The sequence below is a fragment of the Kitasatospora sp. NPDC052868 genome, assembly GCF_044547105.1.
Lineage (GTDB): Bacteria > Actinomycetota > Actinomycetes > Streptomycetales > Streptomycetaceae > Kitasatospora.
Genome location: NZ_JBITZW010000003.1, coordinates 109,469 through 128,686, shown reverse-complemented (window position 1 = coordinate 128,686; position 19,218 = coordinate 109,469). Strand labels below are relative to the sequence as shown.

Genomic DNA, 19,218 nt, shown 5'->3' with positions numbered 1-19,218 from the left:
GCAGAGCAACTATCGATCACCCGACCCCTTCCACGGAATCGCCATCACATCTCTTTTCAATTACATGCTCAGACCAAGTCGTGACAATGCTCGCCAATTCCTGCATATCGCGCCCGGAGTATGGGATTCCGGTTTCCGGATAACGAACAATAATCTCCGGTATCCGATGCTTTACGTAGCGTAATGAGCGGAAATGAACATGCCGGTCGACCGGCATTCGGAGTTTCCGCAGGACAACGCAAGAGCGCGCCCTCCGAGGGGAGGGCGCGCTCTTGTTACGGATCGCTACGGGCGTGTCAACCGGTTTCCGGCGGGGACGGCGGCGAGGGCGACGGCGGTGGCGACGACGAGGACGGCTCCACCGCCTCCGCCCCGGGCCCGCGCTCCGCGGCGAAGTGGCAGGCCGACTCGTGCGCGGCCAGGCCGCTCAGCCAGGCCGGCGCGGCCAGCAGCGGGACTTCGGTGGCACAGCGCTCCTGCGCCTTCCAGCAGCGGGTGCGGAACCGGCAGCCGGACGGCGGGTTGGCCGGCGAGGGGACGTCCCCGGTGAGCACGATCCGGTCGCGGGACTCGCGCGCCGTCGGGTCCGGCACCGGCACCGCGGACAGCAGCGCCTGGGTGTACGGGTGGGTCGCGTGGTCGTAGATCTCCAGGTCGGAGCCGATCTCGACCATCTTGCCGAGGTACATCACGCCGACCCGGTCGGAGATGTGCCGGACGATCGAGAGGTCATGGGCGATGAACATGTAGGAGAGGTTGAACTCGCCCTGGAGCTGCTCCAGCAGGTTGATCACCTGCGCCTGGACGGAGACGTCCAGCGCGGAGACCGGCTCGTCGCAGATGATCACCTCCGGTTTGAGCGCCAACCCCCGGGCGATGCCGATGCGCTGGCGCTGGCCGCCGGAGAACTGGTGCGGGTACCGGTTGATGTACTCCGGGTTGAGGCCGACCACGTCCAGCAGGTCCTGGACGGCCTTGCGGCGGTCGCCCTTCGGCGCCACCTCCGGGTGGATCTCGAAGGGCTCGCCGATGATGTCGCCGACCGTCATCCGCGGGTTCAGCGAGGTGTACGGGTCCTGGAACACCATCTGGATGTTCCGCCGCACCGCCTTGAGCCCCGCGCCGGAGAGCCGGGAGATCTCCTCGCCCTTGTAGCGCACCGAGCCGCCGGTGGCCGGCTCCAGATTCATCAGCACCTTGGCCAGCGTCGACTTGCCGCAGCCGGACTCGCCCACGATGCCCAGCGTCTCGCCCTGGACCAGGTCGAAGCTGACCCCGTCGACCGCCTTCACGGCGCCGACCTGCTTCTTGAAGACGACGCCCCTGGTCAGCGGGAAGTGCTTGACCAGGTCCCGGACTTCGAGGATCGGCTCACCGCGCGGCACCTCCTGGGCGAACGCGATCTCCTCCGGCACCGCGGGTCCGAGCGGGCTGGCCCCGTTAGCCATGGAGGGTCTCCTTCCAGAAGAAGCAGGCGCTGCCCCGCCCCGCCGACTCGGTGCCGTCGTCCTCGGTGACCTGGAAGAGTCGGGGCACCTCGGCCCGACAGATCTCCTGGGCCCGCGGGCAGCGCGGGTTGAACGCGCAACCCGGCGGGATCCGCAGCAGGTTGGGCGGCAGCCCCTTGATCGCGTACAGCTCCTGGCCCTTCTGGTCCAGCCGCGGGATCGAGTCCAGCAGGCCCCGGGTGTACGGGTGCGCCGGGCTCGCGTACAGCTCGTGCACGGGCGCCGTCTCGACGATCCGGCCCGCGTACATCACCGCGATCTTGTCCGCGACGTCGGCGACCACGCCGAGGTCGTGGGTGATCAGGATCAGCCCCATGTGGAACTCGGCCTGCAGCTCGGCCAGCAGGTCCATCACCTGGGCCTGGACGGTGACGTCCAGGGCGGTGGTGGGCTCGTCCGCGATGATCAGGTCGGGCTCCAGCGCCAGCGCCATCGCGATCATGATGCGCTGGCGCATGCCGCCGGAGAACTGGTGCGGATAGTCGTTGACCCGGTCCTTCGCCGCCGGGATGCGCACCCGATCCATCAGCTCGACGGCCTTCGCCTTGGCGTCCTTGCGCGAGGTCCCGTGGTGGGCCCGGAACATCTCGCCGAGCTGGAAGCCCACCGAGAGCACCGGGTTGAGCGAGGACAGCGCGTCCTGGAAGATCATCGCGATCTTCTGCCCGCGGATCCTGCGCCGCTCCTCCTTGCCCATCTTCAGCATGTCCTCGCCCCGGAAGCGGATCTCCCCCTGGGGGATCCGGGCCGGGGGCATGTCCAGGATGCCCATGATCGCCTGCGCGGTCACCGACTTGCCCGAACCGGACTCCCCCAGCACCGCCAGGGTCTCCCCCGCGCGGACGCTGTAGTTGACCCCGTTGACCGCCTTCGCCACGCCGTCCCGGGTGACGAACTCCACGTGCAGGTCCCGGACGTCCAGCAGCGGCCCCTCGTAGGGCGCCTCCCGCTTCGGCTTGCCGGTGTCGACAGCTGTGGTCACGATGGCTCCCCTCGCTCAGCGAAGCTTCGGGTCGAGGGCGTCGCGCACCGCGTCGCCCAGCATGATGAAGGCCAGCACGGTGACGGAGAGCGCCGCGGCCGGGAAGAAGAGCACGTACGGGGCCGTCCGGATCACCTTCTGGGCGGAGGCGATGTCGATGCCCCAGGAGATGGTCGGGTCCTGCAGCCCGATGCCGAGGAAGCTCAGGGTGGCCTCGGTCGCGATGTAGCCGCCCAGCGCGATGGTGGCCACGACGATCACCGGGGCGAGTGCGTTCGGCAGGATGTGCCGGAACATCAGCCGCCCGGTGCCCGCGCCGAGTGCGCGGCCGGCCACCACGTAGTCGGACTGTTTGACGGTCAGGACGGCGCCGCGCATGACGCGCGCGATCTGCGTCCAGCCGAGGACCGCGAGGGCGACGACCACGCTCCACACCGTGCGGGCCGAGAAGGCCCCCAGCAGGACCAGCGCGCCGAGCAGCAGCGGGATGCCGAAGAAGATGTCGACGATCCGGGAGATCACGGCGTCCACCGCGCCGCCGAAGTAGCCGGCGACCATGCCGGTCAGTCCGCCGAGCAGGGTGACCCCCAGGGTCACGAAGATGCCGACGGTGATCGAGGCCCTGGCCCCGTAGACCACCCGGGCGTAGATGGACCGGCCCTGGCCGTCGTAGCCGAACCAGCCGGCGCCGAAGAAGTCCGTCCAGTCCGGGCGCTTGAGGTAGTCGTTGATCAGGTCGGCCTGGCGCGGGTTGGCATCGGTGAACGCCCACGGGAAGATCGACATCACGACCAGCAGCAGGATCAGCAGCGCCGAGATCAGGAAGATCGGCCGCCGCCGCAGATCCCGCCAGGCGTCGCCCCAGAGGCTGCGGGCCTCTTCGCGCTTGGCCGGGTCGCCCTCGACCAGCGTCTCCTGCTCAACCGCCATGCCCTGCTCGCCGGCGTAGTCGAGATGGTCGACTCCGGGCGCCGGGTGTGGCTTGAACTCGCTGTCGTCATGCAGGTCAGGCATAGCGGATCCTCGGGTCCAGGACCGCGTAGAGCAGGTCGACGATCAGGGAGGCGACCAGGTAGACGATCACCAGGACGGTCACGATGCCGACCACGGTGGGGCCCTCCTTCTGGTTGATCGCCCGGTACAGCACGTTGCCGATGCCCTGGACGTTGAAGATCCCCTCGGTGACGATCGCACCGCCCATCAGCGCTCCGAGGTCGGTGCCGAGGAAGGTGACCACCGGGATCAGCGAGTTGCGCAGCAGGTGGCGGGTGATGACGGTGCGCCGGGGCAGGCCCTTGGCGACCGCGGTACGCATGTAGTCGGCCCGCAGGTTCTCCCCGATCGACGTCCGGGTGAGCCGGGCGACGTAGGCGAGGGAGAGCGAACCCAGCACGATCGCGGGCAGGATCAGCTGGGAGAGGTCCGTCGAGTCCTGCACGGTCGGGGTGACCCAGCCCAGGTTGGTCGCGAAGATCGTCTGGGCGATGTAGGCGAGCACGAACACCGGGATCGAGATCACCACCAGGGTGAGGATCAGCACCAGGGTGTCCTGGACGCTGCCGCGCTTGAGGCCGGAGACCAGGCCGAGCGTCAGCCCGACGATCAGCTCGAAGGCGAAGGCCATCAGCGCCAGCCGGATGGTCACCGGGAAGGCGTCCGCCATGATGTCGGTGACCGAGCGGCCGGTGAAGCTCGTCCCGAAGTCGCCCTGGAAGAGGTTCCCCATGTAGTGCAGGTACTGCTTCCAGAGCGGCTGGTCGAGGTAGTACTTGTGCTTGAGGTTGGCCACCACCGCGGGGTCCGCGGCCTTGTCCCCGAACAGCGCCGCGACCGGGTCCCCCGGCAGCGTGTAGACCATCAGGAAGATCAGGAATGTGGAGCCGAAGAACACCGGGATCATCTGCAGCACCCGCCGCAGCACGTAACTTCCCATCCGAGCCTCCTTCCTAAGTGACTGGTCGGCCCGTGACCGGGTGCGGAGGGCCGTTGGACCGAGTGCCCGGGCCCCGCCCTCCGTGCGGGGAGGACGGGGCCGGCACGGGGTGGGATCAGCCCTTGACCTCGACCTGGGTCCAGGCCGGGTTGCCGAAGGAGTCGAACGCGACGTTCTGGACGTTCGCCGAGTAGCCCGAGTTGGTGCGGTAGTACCAGAGCGGGATGGCGGGCATGTCCTGCGCCAGCACCGCCTCGGCCTGCTGGTAGCCGGACACCGTGTCGTCGATGCTGGCGGCCCGGTCGGCCTGGGTGGCCAGCTGGTCGAACTGCGGGCTGCTGTACCCGAAGTCGTTGGACGCGGCGCCGGTGCGGTAGACGTCGGCGAGGAAGTTGGCGTTCAGCGGGTAGTCCTGCACCCAGCCGGTGCGGAAGGCACCGTTGATGGTGTGTCCGGTGATCGCCGCGCGGGCGGTCTTGAAGTCCGGCTTCGGATCGCCGACGCAGTCCACCCCGGTGTTCTGCCGGATCGAGTTGCAGACCGCGTCGACCCACTCCTTGTGGCCGCCGTCCGCGTTGTAGGTGATCGTCAGCTTGTTTCCGGGGACGCCGCCGCCCTCGGTGATCAGCTGCTTGGCCTTGGCCGGGTCGAAGTTGCAGTTGTCACCGCACTGGCCGGCCTTGTAGCCCTGGACGCCGTCGGCGACCCAGGCGCTGGCCGGTGCGCGCGAGCCCTGCAGCACCGTCTTGGTGATGGTGTTCCGGTCGATCGCCATCGACAGGCCCTGGCGGACCTTGGCCTTCTCCGGCGGGGCCCACTCCGGCTGGTACAGCGTGAAGCCGATGTTCTGGATGGCACCCTGCGGGGAGTCGATCGCCCGGTCGCCGAGGTCGGCCTTGTACGTCGCCAGCGCGGACGGCGGCACCTGGTCCATCACGTCCAGGTTGTTGGACTGCAGGTCGGCGTAGGCGGCCTCGGCGGTGCTGTACATCTTGAAGACGACGCCGCCGTTCTTCGGCTTGTCGACGCCCTGGTAGTTCGGGTAGGTCTTGGTGACCACCTGCTGGTTGTGGTCCCAGCTGACGAACTGGTAGGGCCCGTTGCCCACCGGCTTCTGGCCGAACCCGGCCGGGTCGTTGAAGAAGGCGTCCGGCAGCGGCGAGAAGGCGATGTAGCCGAGCTTGTACTCGAAGTACGAGACCTTGCTGCTCAGCTTCACGGTGAAGTGCGTGTCGTCCACGACGGTCAGCCCGGACATCTTGTTCGTCGTCGGCTGGCCGGAGGCCGGGTGGACGTCCTGGTAGCCCTCGATGTCGGAGAACCAGGAGCTGTTGATCTGGTTGTTGCTGGTGGTCGCGGCCCAGTTCCAGGCGTCCACGAAGTTGTTCGACTTGACCGGCGTGCCGTCGTGGAACGTCCAGCCGCTCTTCAGCGTGACGTTGAAGGTCTGCGAGTCACTGGTGTCGATCGACTGCGCGACCTGCATCCGCAGCTCGGCGTTGCTGGGGTTGTAGTCCACCAGCCCCTTGAACAGGTTCTGCAGGATGCGACCGCCACCCGTCTCGTTCGCGTTCGCGGGCTGCAGCGGGTTCTGCGGCTCGCTGCTCTGGTAGCTGAAGGTCTTGCCGGCGTCCGACGAACTGCTTCCGCCTCCGCTGCTGCTGCACCCGCCGGCCACCAGGGCCACGGATGTCGCACCGGCAAGAACCCAACGAGCGCGGGGAGCTGCGGGCATGGAGGTCCCTCCTCAAGGTGTGTGTCGCATCACACCCCATGAGAAGCGCGGCCGCCCGGCGGCGCGAGTCGGGTACCCCCGGATGGGTCACGGGGCCCGGTGGAGAGTTGACGGAACGCCGGAAGGGCCCGCGACGCGATGGTCACGGGCCCTTCCGGGAAACGCCTCGGGATCAGACGGCGGCGGCCGCCTCGCGGACCTCGGCGAAGTGGCAGGCCGACTCGTGCGCGGCCGGGCCGCTCAGCACGGACGGGACCGCCAGCAGCGGGACCTCGGTGGAGCAGCGCTCCTCCGCCTTCCAGCAGCGGGTGCGGAACCGGCAGCCGGACGGCGGGTTGGCCGGCGAGGGGATGTCGCCGGTCAGGATGATCCGGTCGCGGGACTCGCGCGCCGTCGGGTCCGGCACCGGCACCGCGGACAGCAGCGCCTGGGTGTACGGGTGCGTGGCGTTCTCGTAGATCTGCTCGTCGGTGCCGATCTCGACCATCTTGCCGAGGTACATCACGCCGACGCGGTCGGAGATGTGCCGGACGATGGAGAGGTCGTGCGCGATGAACATGTACGACAGCTCGAACTCGCTCTGCAGCTGGTCGAGCAGGTTGATCACCTGCGCCTGGACGGAGACGTCCAGGGCGGAGACCGGCTCGTCGCAGATGATGATCTCGGGCTTGAGCGCGAGGCCGCGGGCGATGCCGATGCGCTGGCGCTGGCCGCCGGAGAACTGGTGCGGGTACCGGTTGATGTACTCCGGGTTCAGGCCGACGACGTCCAGGAGGTCCTGGACGGCCTTGCGGCGGTCGCCCTTGGGAGCCACCTCGGGGTGGATCTCGAAGGGCTCGCCGATGATGTCGCCGACCGTCATGCGCGGGTTCAGCGAGGTGTACGGGTCCTGGAACACCATCTGGATGTTCCGGCGGACGGCCTTGAGGCCGGCACCGGACAGCTTCGAGATGTCCTCGCCCTTGAACAGCACCTGGCCGGAGGTGGCCCGCTCCAGGTTCATCAGCACCTTGGCCAGCGTGGACTTGCCACAGCCGGACTCGCCGACGATGCCGAGGGTCTCACCCTTGGCCAGCTCGAAGGAGACGCCGTCGACCGCCTTGACGGCGCCGACCTGCTTCTTGAAGAGGATGCCCTGGGTCAGCGGGTAGTGCTTGACCAGGTCCTTGACCTCCAGGATGGGCTCAGCCATGGAGGGTCTCCTTCCAAAGGTGGCACGCGCTGCGGCGGCCGGTGAGCTCCTTGCCGTCCTTGTCCGACACCTGGTGCAGCTTCGGGGTCTCCGTGCGGCACTGGTCGGTGGCGAAGTCACAGCGAGGGTTGAACGCGCAGCCCGCCGGCACCTTCAGCAGGTTCGGGGGCAGACCCTTGATCGCGTAGAGCTCCTGGCCCTTCTGGTCCAGGCGCGGGATGGAGCGGAGCAGACCCTTGGTGTACGGGTGCGCCGGGTTGGCGTACAGCTCGTGCACCGGGGCCGTCTCGACGATCCGGCCCGCGTACATCACGGCGATCTTGTCCGCGACGTCGGCGACCACGCCGAGGTCGTGGGTGATCAGGATCAGGCCCATGTTGTACTCGGCCTGCAGCTCGGCCAGCAGGTCCATCACCTGGGCCTGGACGGTGACGTCCAGGGCGGTGGTGGGCTCGTCGGCGATGATCAGGTCCGGCTCCATGGAGAGCGCCATCGCGATCATGATGCGCTGGCGCATACCGCCGGAGAACTGGTGCGGGTAGTCGCCCACGCGCTGGCGGGCGGCGGGGATGCGCACCCGCTCCATCAGCTCGACGGCCTTCTCCCGGGCCTCCTTCTTGGAGGCGCCGCGGTGCACCCGGAACATCTCGCCGAGCTGGTCGCCGACGGTCATCACGGGGTTCAGCGAGGACAGCGCGTCCTGGAAGATCATCGCGATCTTCTGGCCGCGGATCAGCCGGCGCTCCTCCTCCTTCATGGCGAGCATGTCCTCGCCGCGGAAGAGGATCTGGCCCTGGCTGATCTTGCCGGGCGGCATGTCGAGGATGCCCATGATGGTCTGGGCGGTCACCGACTTGCCGGAGCCGGACTCGCCGAGCACCGCCAGGGTCTCACCGGCGGCCACGGAGTAGTTGACGCCGTTCACGGCCTTGGCGACGCCGTCCCGGGTGTGGAACTCCACGTGGAGGTCACGGACCTCCAGCAGCGGGGTGCCAACCTCAAGGCGTCCGCTCTTCTGGTTCTTCTCGATCACGGTGGTCATCGGGTCGTCACCTCTTCTCTCAGCGGAGCTTCGGGTCGAGGGCGTCGCGGACCGCGTCGCCGAGCATGATGAAGGCCAGCACCGTGACGCTCAGCACCGCGGACGGGAAGAGCAGGACGTGCGGGGCGTTCAGGAAGCGGGGCTGGGCGTCGCTGATCATCAGACCCCAGGAGATCTCCGGGGACTGCACACCGATGCCCAGGTAGGACAGGGCGGCCTCGGCGCCGATGTAGACGCCCAGGCTGATCGCGGAGACGACGATGACCGGCGCGATGGCGTTCGGCAGGATGTGCCGGAAGGTGATCCGGTAGGCGCCGGCGCCGAGCGCACGGGCCGCCATCACGTAGTCGTTGTGCTTGTTGGAGATCACCGAGGCGCGCATGATGCGGAAGATCTGCGGCCAGCCGAGGACCGCCATCACGACGGAGACGGTGTAGGCGTTGCCCTTGCCGAGCATCGACATGATCAGCATGCCGCCGAGCAGCAGCGGGATCGAGAAGAAGATCTCGGTGAAGCGCGACAGGATGCTGTCGGTGATGCCGCCGACCCAGCCGGCCAGCAGGCCGAGCAGGGTGCCGATCAGGGTCACCACGGTGGTGGTGAGCACGCCGACGATGATCGAGTTGCGGGCGCCCCACACCGTGCGGGTGTAGACGTCGCAGCCCTGCACGTCGAAGCCGAACCAGTGCTCGGCGCTCGGGCGCTTCAGGGAGTTGGCGAGGTCGCAGGCACCGCCCGCGAGCGGGCTGCCGTCGGTGAACAGCTGGGGCACGACGGCGATCACCAGCAGTGCGGAGACCAGCACGGCTCCGATGATGAAGATCGGGTTGCGACGCAGGTCGCGCAGCGCGTCGGTCCAGAGGCTGGCCACCCGCTCCGGCTTCTGCTTCTTGTCCGGCGCGGCCTTGGGGGTCTTGTCCTCCGGGGCCTCGCTGCCCACGGTGATGGTGTCACTCATAGCGGATCCTCGGGTCGAGCACGGCGTACAGCAGGTCCACGAGCAGGGTGGTGATCAGGTAGATCAGCACCAGCAGGGTGACCACACCCACGATCACCGTGCCCTGCTTCTGGTACACGGACTGGGCGAGCAGACCGCCGATGCCGTGCATGTTGAAGATCTTCTCGGTGATGACCGCGCCACCCATGAGACCGCCGAGGTCGGCACCGAGGAAGGTGACGATCGGGATCAGCGCGTTGCGCAGGGCGTGGCGCCCGATCACCCGACGGCGCTTCAGGCCCTTGGCGACCGCGGTGCGGACGTAGTCCGCGCGCATGGTCTCCATCAGGCTGGTGCGGGTCAGTCGGGCGACGTAGGCCAGCGAGGTGGACGCCAGCACGAGGGCCGGCAGCAGGTAGGCCCGCAGTCCGTCCTCCTCGTTGAAGGAGACCGGGAAGAAGTCGATGCCGTAGTCGTTCTTCAGCTTCACACCCAGGATCAGCTGGAGGATGAAGCCGGTGACGAAGACCGGGATCGAGATCACGAACAGCGTGCTGATGAGGACCAGCTGGTCGATGAACTTGCCCTTGCGCAGGGCTGCCATGACACCCGCCAGCACGCCCATGACCGCCTCGATGATGAAGGCGACGAAGGCGAGGTTGACGGTGTACGGGAACGCCTCACTGATCATGTCGCTCACCTGGCGACCGGTCAGGCTCTCCCCGAGGTCCCCCTGGAAGACGCCCGTGATGTAGTTCCAGTACTGGAGCAGGAACGGGTCGTTCAGGTGGTACTTCTGGCGGATCATCTCCGCCACGATCGGGTCGGCGCGCTTCTCGCCGGCGAGCGCCTGTACCGGGTCACCGGGGAGTGCGAACACCACGGCGTAGATCAGGAACGTCGCACCGATCAGAACAGGGATCGCCTGTATCAGTCGGCGGATGACATAGCGGCCCATCAGACCTCCATACTTTCGGACAAGGAAGGGAGGCGGGAGGACTCGGACTGTAGTCCGGTCCGCCCGCCCCCGATCGTCTGACTACCGGTCAGCCGGCGAGCTCGACCTCGGCCAGGTTCATACGACCCTGAGCGTCGGTGTCGAAGTTCTTGATCTTCTTGCTGTACGCGGCGGAGGACATGTAGGTGTACACCGGGATGTACGGCAGGTCCTGGACCAGGACGTCGTCGGCCTGCTGGTACAGCTTGATGGCCTCGTCGTCCGTCTTCGCCTGGTCGGCCTGGTCGAGCAGGGTCTCGAACTTGTCGTTGACGTAACCGCCGTAGTTCGAGCCGTTCTCGATCGCGATCTTCGAGAAGATCGGGCGCAGGTAGTCCTCGATCGACGGGTAGTCCATCGACCACGCCATGCGGAAGGCGCCCTGGTACTCCTTGGCACCCAGCGAGTCCAGGATCTTGCCGAACTTCTCGAACGGCTTGAAGGTGACCTCGACGCCGAGGTTCTTCTTCAGCTGGTTGCCGACCGCCTCGATCCACTCCTTGTGGCCGCCGTCGGCGTTGTAGCCCAGCTCGATGGTGTTGTTCGGGACACCGCCGGCCGTGGTCCACAGCTCCTTGGCCTTGGTCGGGTCGTACTTCGCCGCGTCGCCCATGGCGCCCTTGCGGTAACCCGGGATGAGCGGGTTGACGAAGTCGTCGGCCGGGACGCGGGTGCCCGAGAAGATCGTCTTGGTGATCGCCTCGCGGTCGATCGCCATCGAGATCGCCTTGCGGATCTCCGGCTTGCCGTAGGCGGCCGGGTTCGTCGCGATCGGGAAGCCGATGTAGCCGACGCCGGACTCCGGCTTGTAGATGTAGCGGTCGCCGAACTCGCTCTTCACGGTCGACAGCGCCGAGATCGGCAGCTTGTCGGTGGCCTGGATGTTGTCGGCGCGCAGGTCGTTGTACGCGGTGTCCAGGTTGTCGTAGATCTTGAAGGTGACGCCCTGGAGCTTCGCCTTGCCGTCGGAGGCCGGGAAGTTCTCGTAGCGCTTGACCTTGATCTGCTTGTTGTGCTCCCAGGCGCCGTCCATCTCGAACGGGCCGTTGCCGATCGGCTTGTCGCCGAACGCCTTCGGGTCGTTGAAGAACGCCTTCGGCAGCGGGTAGAACGGGTTGTACCCGAGCATCGTCTTGAACTGCGAGAACGGCGCCGACAGGGTGACGGTGAAGGTCTTGTCGTCGACGACCTTCAGGCCCTTGAGCTCCTTGGCGGAGGGCTTCTTGTCCTTGCCCGGAGCCAGCTCCTCGGAGCCCTCGATCTTCGCGTAGAAGGGCAGGCCCTCGGCGGCGTTGTCCTGGTTGGCGCCCCAGTTCCAGGCGTCCACGAAGGACTGGGCGGTGACCTTCTCACCGTTGTGGAAGGTGTAGCCGTCCTTCAGCTTGATCGTCCAGACCTTGCTGTCGGCGGTCTCGATCGACTCGGCCACGCGCAGCTTCGGGGCGTTGGTCTTGCGGTCGTAGTCGACCAGGCCGGCGAAGATCGCGTTCTCGACCTCGGTGCCCTCGGACTCGGCGGTGTTCTGCGGCACCAGACCGTGCTGCGGCTCGCCCAGCTCGACGGCGATGCTGCCGCCACCCGACGAGGCCTTGCTGTCACTGCTCTTCGAGCTGGTGCTGCAAGCGGTCGCCGCGAGAGCGATCGCGGTCGCCGCGACGATCCACTTGGTCTGGGTTGCACCGCGCATGGGGGATGCCTCCTGAAATCGACTTTCCAACGAGGAGAGCACCACGGGCGACTGACGCCGCTTCCGTTGTGCCGTCCGCGCTCGTGGTTTCGGCGCGCACCCCTGCGCGTTAACCCTTGACCCGAGCCTGACTGCACCCACTATGTGTCACGGACGGACACGAAAGTGACCAATGCCGATCTCAATTAGGTCACATGAACGGTCGGTAAGTTCCGAAAATCGGACATATAAGGCATACCCAGACAGGCATTAAACGGACAGTCGTCATGAATGACGGACTGTCACGTTCGCTCAGCGGACACCTGACCGTGGTAAGCGCTATTCGGTTTATACGCGCGTCGACAACTTGGAGTAGTTGAAAACGATCGCCCCCCTCTCCATTGGAGAGGGGGGCGATCGATTCGGCCAAAGGCCCTTTAAAACCGGACGTCAGGCCTTCTTGGCGCGCGAAGCCGAACGGCCGCGCTCCTTCTGGTCCAGGACGACCTTGCGGATGCGCACGGTCTCCGGAGTGACCTCGATGCACTCGTCCTCGCGGCAGAACTCCAGCGACTGCTCCAGCGAGAGCTTGCGCGGCGGCACAAGGTTCTCGGTGGTGTCGGAGGAGGCGGCACGCATGTTGGTGAGCTTCTTCTCCTTGGTGATGTTGATGTCCATGTCGTCCTGGCGCGAGTTCTCGCCGACGATCATGCCCTCGTACACCTCGGTGGTGGGCTCGACGAAGAGCGTGCCGCGCTCCTGGATGCCCATCATCGCGAACGGCGTCACGACGCCCGCGCGGTCCGCGACCAGCGAGCCGTTGTTGCGCATCCGCAGCTCGCCGAACCACGGCTCGTGGCCCTCGAAGATGCTGTGCGCGATGCCGGTGCCGCGGGTGTCGGTCAGGAACTGGGTCCGGAAGCCGATCAGGCCGCGCGACGGGACGATGAACTCCATGCGGACCCAGCCGGAGCCGTGGTTCGTCATGGTCTCCATACGGCCCTTGCGGGTCGCCATGAGCTGGGTGATCGCGCCGAGGTACTCCTCGGGGCTGTCGATGGTCATCCGCTCGACCGGCTCGTGGGTCTTGCCGTTGACGAGCTTGGTGACAACCTGCGGCTTGCCGACGGTCAGCTCGAACAGCTCCCGGCGCATGGTCTCGACCAGGATGGCCAGCGCCAGCTCGCCACGGCCCTGGACCTCCCAGGCGTCCGGACGCTCGGTCGGCAGCACGCGGAGCGAGACGTTACCGATCAGCTCGCGGTCCAGGCGGTCCTTCACCATGCGGGCGGTGACCTTGTGGCCCTTGCCGCCCTTGCCGACCAGCGGCGAGGTGTTGGTGCCGATGACCATCGAGATGGCCGGCTCGTCCACCGTGATGAGCGGCAGCGCGACCGGGTTCTCCAGGTCGGCCAGGGTCTCGCCGATCATGATCTCCGGGATGCCCGCGACGGCGCAGATGTCGCCGGGGCCGGCCACCTCGGCCGGCTTGCGGGTGAGCGCCTCGGTCATCAGCAGCTCGGTGATCTTGACCTGCTGGACCGAGCCGTCGCGCTTCATCCACGCGACCTGCTGGCCCTTGCGCAGCTCGCCCTGCTCGACGCGGCAGAGCGCGATACGGCCGAGGAAGTTGTCGGCGTCCAGGTTGGTGACGTGGGCCTGGAGCGGCGCGTCCTCGTCGTAGGTCGGGGCCGGGACGTGCTGCAGGATGGTGGAGAAGAACGGCTCCAGGTTCTCGCTGTCCGCGGGAACGGTGCCGTTCTCCGGCTTGGTCATCGAGGCGACGCCGTCACGCGCACAGGCGTAGACGATCGGGAACTCGATCTGCTCCTCGGTGGCGTCCAGGTCCAGGAACAGGTCGTAGGTCTCGTTGATGACCTCGTCGATCCGGGAGTCCGGACGGTCGGTCTTGTTGATGCAGAGGATGACCGGCAGCTTGGCCGTCAGCGCCTTGCGGAGCACGAAGCGGGTCTGCGGCAGCGGACCCTCGGACGCGTCGACCAGCAGCACGACCGCGTCGACCATCGACAGACCGCGCTCGACCTCGCCACCGAAGTCGGCGTGGCCGGGGGTGTCGATGATGTTGATCGTGATCGGCGCGCCACCCTCCTTGGGGTGGTACTTGACGGCGGTGTTCTTCGCGAGAATGGTGATGCCCTTCTCGCGCTCCAGGTCGTTGGAGTCCATCATGCGGTCGTCGAGGTGCTGGTGGGCGGCGAAGGCGCCGGCCTGCTTCAGCATGGCGTCGACCAGCGTGGTCTTGCCGTGGTCGACGTGGGCGACGATGGCAACGTTGCGGATGTCATTGCGCGTGGGCATGCGGAGCGGATTCTCCCGGAATCGTGGGTTACGGCGCCCGGCTGCGTGACGCCGACCGGCGATCCCTGTCGATCGCCGCCGCCCGTACCGCCTGCTACTACCGGTCCACCCGCCGGGCAGGACATGCCACGGCTTCCTCCTATCGTACGGGGAACCGTCCAGGTCGGCCGAAACGGGCAGGTCGGGCGGGATCAAGATCACAGGTGGATCACTCCCGACGGCCCGGTGCTACCCCCCGGTGAAGCCCACGTCCTGGAAGCGCGGAGGGCCGAAGCCCCAGGCTCCGGCGCCTGCCACGCCCTCCCGGACCGCCACCAGGTCGGGGCGCTGGAAGAGCGGTACCGAGTGGCCGAGCTGCCAGATCCGGACATCGGCCTCCTGGAGCAGGGCCAGCCGGGTGGCGGGGTCCAGCTCGGCGGCCGCGCGGTCGAAGAGCCGGTCGATCTCCTCGGTGCCGGAGCGGCCGTAGTTGGTGCCGGCCGCCAGGGCGCCGTCCGGACCGGGCCGTGGCTTGGCGTAGACCGGGCGCTGCTCCGTGGCCGGGTCCGGGCCGGTCGGCCAGGAGAACAGGGCGAGGTCGTAGTCGCCGGTGGCCAGGTGGTCGCGCAGGAAGGCCTCGGCGGGCACCGCGACCGGCCGCAGGGCGACCCCGTGGCCGGCCAGGCCGGCCGTCAGCGCCTCTGCGGTCCGCCGGGCCAGTGCGGAGCCCGCGGGGACCAGCAGGGTGAGCGCGAGCTCCTTGCCGTCCCTGGTCCGGGTGCCGCCGTTCTTCGGCCGCCGCCAGCCCGCCGCGTCCAGCAGCCGGTCGGCGTCCGCGCCGCCGAGGGCGTCGCCGTTGTCCCGGTAGCCGTCCTGGTCGCCGGCCAGCAGGTGGCTGCCGAGCGGCGCGGCGGCCAGGCCGAGCGGGCCGAGCGCGGCCTCGGCGGTGCGGCGGCGGTCCACGGCCCGGGCGAGCGCCCGCCGCAGGGCCGGGTCGGTGAGCGGGGCCCGGGCCGCGTTCAGGGTGAGCTGGGTGAGCGAGGCGGCGGACGCCCGGTGCACGGTGATGCCGGGCAGCGCCTCGGCCCGGCTCAGCGCCCGGGCAAAGGCCTGGGCGAGGTCGGCCGAGCTGCCGGGGGCGGCCTCGGCCCGGTCGACCGCCGCGGTGAGCGGGGCGATGTCGAGGCGGTCCTGGTCGAGCGCGTCCAGCCGCTGGTCGGGCGGGACGGCCAGGAAGTCGATCCGGTCGGCCTTCGGCCTGTCCCCCCACCAGAGCGGGTTGCGCGCCAGGGTGATCCGCCCGCCGGCCGCGTCGTGTCCGGAGAGCGCGAACGGGCCGGCCGTGACCAGCGCGCCGTCCGTCGACGGCCGGTTGAAGGCGGCGGCGGAGGAGGTCTCGGCGGCGGGGTAGAGCGGCCCGAACAGGGCCCGCCACCCGGCGCACGGCTGCCGGAAGGTGACGGTGACCTCGTGGGCGTCCGCGCCCGTCCCGATCGCGTCGATGGCGTCGTACCCGGCCGGGCGGGTGCTGGTGTAGGCGGGGTCGAGGCCGGAGAGCGCGGCCCGCTGGGCGGCGAAGTCGGCCGCCGACAGCGGGGTGCCGTCGCTCCAGACGGCGTTCGGGTTGAGCCGGTAGGTGACCACCTGCGGCAGCCGGCCCGGCGGGGTGGACTCGGCCGCCACCAGGTAGTCCGGGTCGGCGAGCAGCCGGCCGTGCTCGTCCGGGCGGAACAGCGAGGGGTAGAGGGCGCGGGCGAGCAGCGCGGAGTCGGCGGCCGCGGCCGGCTGGTAGACGTTCAGCGTGGCCGGCAGCTCGTCCACCGCCCAGCGCAGGGTGCCGCCGTCCAGGACGGCGCCGCGGTCGGCGGGGCGCACGTCCCCGGTGGTGGCGGCGGGCGGGGCCGGCGCCGGGACGGGCGCGGGACCGGGGGCCGGGCCGCCGGAGCAGGCGGCCAGGGCGGCGGTGGCGAGCAGCAGCGCGGCGGCTGCGGCGACGGGCTGGCGGACGCGCATGGCGGCCATCGAACGCCGCCCGGGCGGGGCCCGGCCCGGCGACACGGCGGCCGCCGGGCTACTGCACCCGGACAGCCGAAACGCCCGGCCGGGCGGTGGGACGACAGACGGTCAGGCCCTCAGACGGACAGCTCGAACCAGACGATCTTGCCCTTGGGCGTCCGGCGGCTGCCCCAGCGCTCGGCCAGCAGGCTGACCAGCTGGAGCCCTCGCCCGCCCTCGTCGGTCTCCTGGGCGCGGCGCTGGCGCGGCTGGGCGTAGCCGTCGTCCCAGACCTCGCAGACCAGGTTGCGGTCGCGCAGCAGCCGCAGCCGGATCTCGCCCCGGCCGTGCCGCAGCGCATTGGTGACCAGCTCGCTGACCAGCAGCTCGGTGGTGTCCACCAGCTCGTCCAGGCCGCGGGCCAGCAGCCAGCTGCAGGCCAGCTCGCGGGCCTTGGCCACCGAGGTGGGCTCGGGCGGCAGGAACCAGTTGCCGACGGCGTCCTCGGCGAAGGCGTGCACCCTGGCCATCAGCAGCGCGATGTCGTCCTCGCCGTGGTGCGGGTTGAGCTCGCCGAGGACGTGGTCGCAGAGGTCCTCCAGGCCCTTGCCCTCGGCCGACAGCGCCGTGCGGAAGGCCCGCAGGCCCTCGTCCAGCTGGTGCTTGCGGCTCTCGACCAGGCCGTCGGTGTAGAGGCCGAGCACGGCGCCGTCCGGGAGGGTCAGCTCGACCTCCTCGAAGGGCTCGCCGCCGACGCCGAGCGGCAGGCCGGGCGGCACGTCCAGGATCCGGGCGCTCTCGCCGGGGCTGAGCAGGACCGGTGGCAGGTGGCCGGCGTTGGCGAAGGTGCAGCGCCGGGTGACGGCGTCGTACACCGCGTAGACGCAGGTGGCCAGGTAGACCTCGCGGGCCTCCTCGTCGGCGGTCGAGGTGAGCCGTCCGTACGGGGTGGGCGGGCTGGTCGGCGCGGAGTCGTCGCCGAGACCGCGGGCGATCTCGTCCAGCGCGGTGAGCACCTCGGCGGGTTCGAGGTCGAGCATCGCGAGGGTGCGGACGGCGGTGCGCAGCTGGCCCATCGCGACGGCGGCGCGCAGGCCGCGGCCCATCACGTCGCCGATCACCAGGGCGGTGCGGTTGCCGGGCAGCGGGATGACGTCGAACCAGTCGCCGCCGACCTCGGTGTTGTTGTTGCTGGGCAGGTAGCGGCAGGCGATCTCCAGGCCGCTGGCTGCCGGGTTGCCCGGGGGCAGCAGGCTGCGCTGGAGGATCAGGGCCCGCTCGTGCTCGCGGCGGTAGAGCCGGGCGTTGTCGATGCAGACGGCGGCGCGGGCGACGAGCTCCTCGGCGATCGCGACGTCGCGGGCGTCGAAGGGCTCGCTGCCGATCGCGCGGGAGAGCTGGACGAGGCCGAGCACCTGGTCGCGGGCGACCAGCGGGACGATCAGGGTGGAGCGCAGCAGCGGGTCCGGGCCGGGCTCGGGGACGACGCTGCGGCCGGTGCGCAGCGCCCGGGCGTGCGGGGAGCGGCGGGGGTAGCAGAGGGTGCCGCCGGCCTCGGCGATCGGCAGGCCGGTGACCGAGCCGAGGACGGAGGAGGCGCCGCCGACCACGCTGGAGACGGCGACCCGGCGCAGTTCGCCGCTGCCGTCGGTGAGCACGGTGTCGCCGAGCCGCCCGGCGCTGGGGACGGACTCGCCGGAGAGCAGCGCGGTGTAGAGGTCGACGGTGGCGAGGTCGCAGAACGGCGGGACGACGACGTCCAGCAGCTCCTTTGCGGTGGTCTCCAGGTCGAGGGTGGAGCCGATGTGGGCGCTCGCCTCGTTCAGCAGGGCGAGGTTGCGGCGGACGCCGTCGGCCTCGCGCTCGGCGACGTGCCGGCTGGTGACGTCGGAGACCTGCCCGGCGACGCCCATCGGCTGGCCGGCCGAGCCGTTGAGGCGGTAGAGCGAGACGGCCCAGAGCCGGTTGCCCTCGCGGGTGGGAACGGCGGAGTGGAAGCGCAGGTCGAAGACCGGCTCCCCGGTGGCGAGGACCTTGCGCAGGGCCGCGGTGAGCCGGTCGGCCTCGGACTGCGGGAAGAGGTCGTGCGGGGTGAGGCCCTCGAGGTCGGTGGGGACGAGGCCCATCCCGGAGGCGAAGGCGTCGTTGACCCGCTGCAGCCGCAGCCGGTCGTCGAAGAGGATGAAGCCGGTCGGGGTCTGCCCGAAGACGGCTTCGGAGGCGGCGAGGTCGGTCTCGATCCGGCGCAGCCGGCCGAGGTCGACGGCCAGGCAGGTGGCCCCGGCGGTGGGCAGCGCGCTGTCGGGCATCAGGTAGAGCTCGGCGAGGCCCTCGCCGCCGGAGGCGTCCCGGTACGGGGTGGTGCCGACCCACTCCTCGCCGGCCAGCGTGCGTTCCAGCCGGGCGCGGCCGCGCTGCCAGAGCTCGCGCGGGACGAAGGTGGTGATCGGGTCGGCGCCGACGGCCTCGGCGGCGGGCAGGCCGAAGAACTCGGCGGCCCGCTCGCTCCACTGGCTGATCCGCCCGTCGGGGCCGATCGCGAAGGTGGCGACCCGGATGTAGTCGTAGATCGACCCCGGGTCCCCGGCTCCCCACCGGTGGGCGCCGACCTCCGGGCGGGCGGCTCGGACCTGGCCTGGAGCCGCGGCCGACGGGGCCGCGGGCGCGGGCAGGTGCGCGGAGCCGGCCTGCCCGGGCACGGCGGCATGACCGCTGCTGCTCGGCGCGTTACGCGCCGGGGTGCTGTTCAACGGACCGACCCCTCCAAACCCGTGACCGTCCGGATGCCGAGAAGACCGAGTATTCATCATCGAGGGGTACGTTCACACGCCCTCAACATCACAACATCAGATCGGGCGAAGGTTTTTGTCCTACCGCCCGCGCAACCACAATGCCACGCTCGCGCCCCCTGCCGGAGCGCGCGCTCCCCCCGG

13 protein-coding genes are annotated in these 19,218 nt (G+C 69.4%); all 13 read right to left on the bottom strand.

The annotated features are described in order from the left end of the window. Positions 1-296: 296 nt before the first annotated feature. The 13 genes from ACIGZJ_RS07035 to ACIGZJ_RS06975 all read right to left on the bottom strand — a co-directional run bounded on the left by ACIGZJ_RS07035 (position 297) and on the right by ACIGZJ_RS06975 (position 19,035). Positions 297-1,448 carry an ABC transporter ATP-binding protein gene (locus ACIGZJ_RS07035; protein WP_396456309.1) on the bottom strand — a complete coding sequence of 384 codons (1,152 nt, stop codon included), beginning with the start codon at positions 1,446-1,448 and terminating at the stop codon, positions 297-299. Then, the gene (locus ACIGZJ_RS07030) at positions 1,441-2,490 is read right to left on the bottom strand and encodes an ABC transporter ATP-binding protein (protein ID WP_396456308.1); all 1,050 of its coding nucleotides are present in this window, start codon (positions 2,488-2,490) and stop codon (positions 1,441-1,443) included. Before ACIGZJ_RS07030 ends, ACIGZJ_RS07035 begins: the two co-directional genes overlap by 8 nt. 15 nt (positions 2,491-2,505) lie before the next feature. After that, on the bottom strand, positions 2,506-3,420 hold the full coding sequence (locus ACIGZJ_RS07025; protein WP_392929654.1) for an ABC transporter permease: 915 nt from the start codon (positions 3,418-3,420) through the stop codon (positions 2,506-2,508). A gap of 76 nt (positions 3,421-3,496) precedes the next feature. Continuing rightward, on the bottom strand, positions 3,497-4,423 hold the full coding sequence (locus ACIGZJ_RS07020) for an ABC transporter permease (RefSeq protein WP_387944476.1): 927 nt from the start codon (positions 4,421-4,423) through the stop codon (positions 3,497-3,499). 115 nt (positions 4,424-4,538) lie between these two features. Further along, entirely contained in the window at positions 4,539-6,158 is a 1,620-nt protein-coding gene (locus tag ACIGZJ_RS07015; protein WP_396456307.1) for an ABC transporter substrate-binding protein, read from the bottom strand. 172 nt (positions 6,159-6,330) lie between these two features. After that, a complete protein-coding gene (locus tag ACIGZJ_RS07010; RefSeq protein ID WP_396456306.1) occupies positions 6,331-7,350 on the bottom strand; it encodes an ABC transporter ATP-binding protein in 1,020 nt (339 codons plus the stop codon). Then, positions 7,343-8,392: an ABC transporter ATP-binding protein gene (locus ACIGZJ_RS07005; RefSeq protein WP_396456305.1), complete on the bottom strand. Its 1,050-nt coding sequence runs from the start codon at positions 8,390-8,392 to the stop codon at positions 7,343-7,345. Before ACIGZJ_RS07005 ends, ACIGZJ_RS07010 begins: the two co-directional genes overlap by 8 nt. Before the next feature lie 19 nt (positions 8,393-8,411). Next, positions 8,412-9,350: an ABC transporter permease gene (locus ACIGZJ_RS07000; protein ID WP_396456304.1), complete on the bottom strand. Its 939-nt coding sequence runs from the start codon at positions 9,348-9,350 to the stop codon at positions 8,412-8,414. Next, positions 9,343-10,287, bottom strand: coding sequence for an ABC transporter permease (locus ACIGZJ_RS06995; RefSeq protein WP_387944486.1), 945 nt, complete (start codon positions 10,285-10,287; stop codon positions 9,343-9,345). The genes ACIGZJ_RS07000 and ACIGZJ_RS06995 overlap by 8 nt, the downstream gene beginning before the upstream one ends. 88 nt (positions 10,288-10,375) lie before the next feature. After that, a complete protein-coding gene (locus ACIGZJ_RS06990) occupies positions 10,376-12,013 on the bottom strand; it encodes an ABC transporter substrate-binding protein (protein ID WP_396456303.1) in 1,638 nt (545 codons plus the stop codon). 429 nt (positions 12,014-12,442) lie between these two features. Further along, on the bottom strand, positions 12,443-14,311 hold the full coding sequence (gene typA, locus ACIGZJ_RS06985; RefSeq protein ID WP_392928928.1) for a translational GTPase TypA: 1,869 nt from the start codon (positions 14,309-14,311) through the stop codon (positions 12,443-12,445). A gap of 228 nt (positions 14,312-14,539) precedes the next feature. Continuing rightward, positions 14,540-16,303, bottom strand: coding sequence for an ABC transporter family substrate-binding protein (locus ACIGZJ_RS06980; RefSeq protein ID WP_396456302.1), 1,764 nt, complete (start codon positions 16,301-16,303; stop codon positions 14,540-14,542). A 119-nt stretch (positions 16,304-16,422) separates the two neighbouring features. Next, on the bottom strand, positions 16,423-19,035 hold the full coding sequence (locus tag ACIGZJ_RS06975) for a SpoIIE family protein phosphatase (RefSeq protein WP_396456301.1): 2,613 nt from the start codon (positions 19,033-19,035) through the stop codon (positions 16,423-16,425). Between the last annotated feature and the right edge of the window lie 183 nt (positions 19,036-19,218).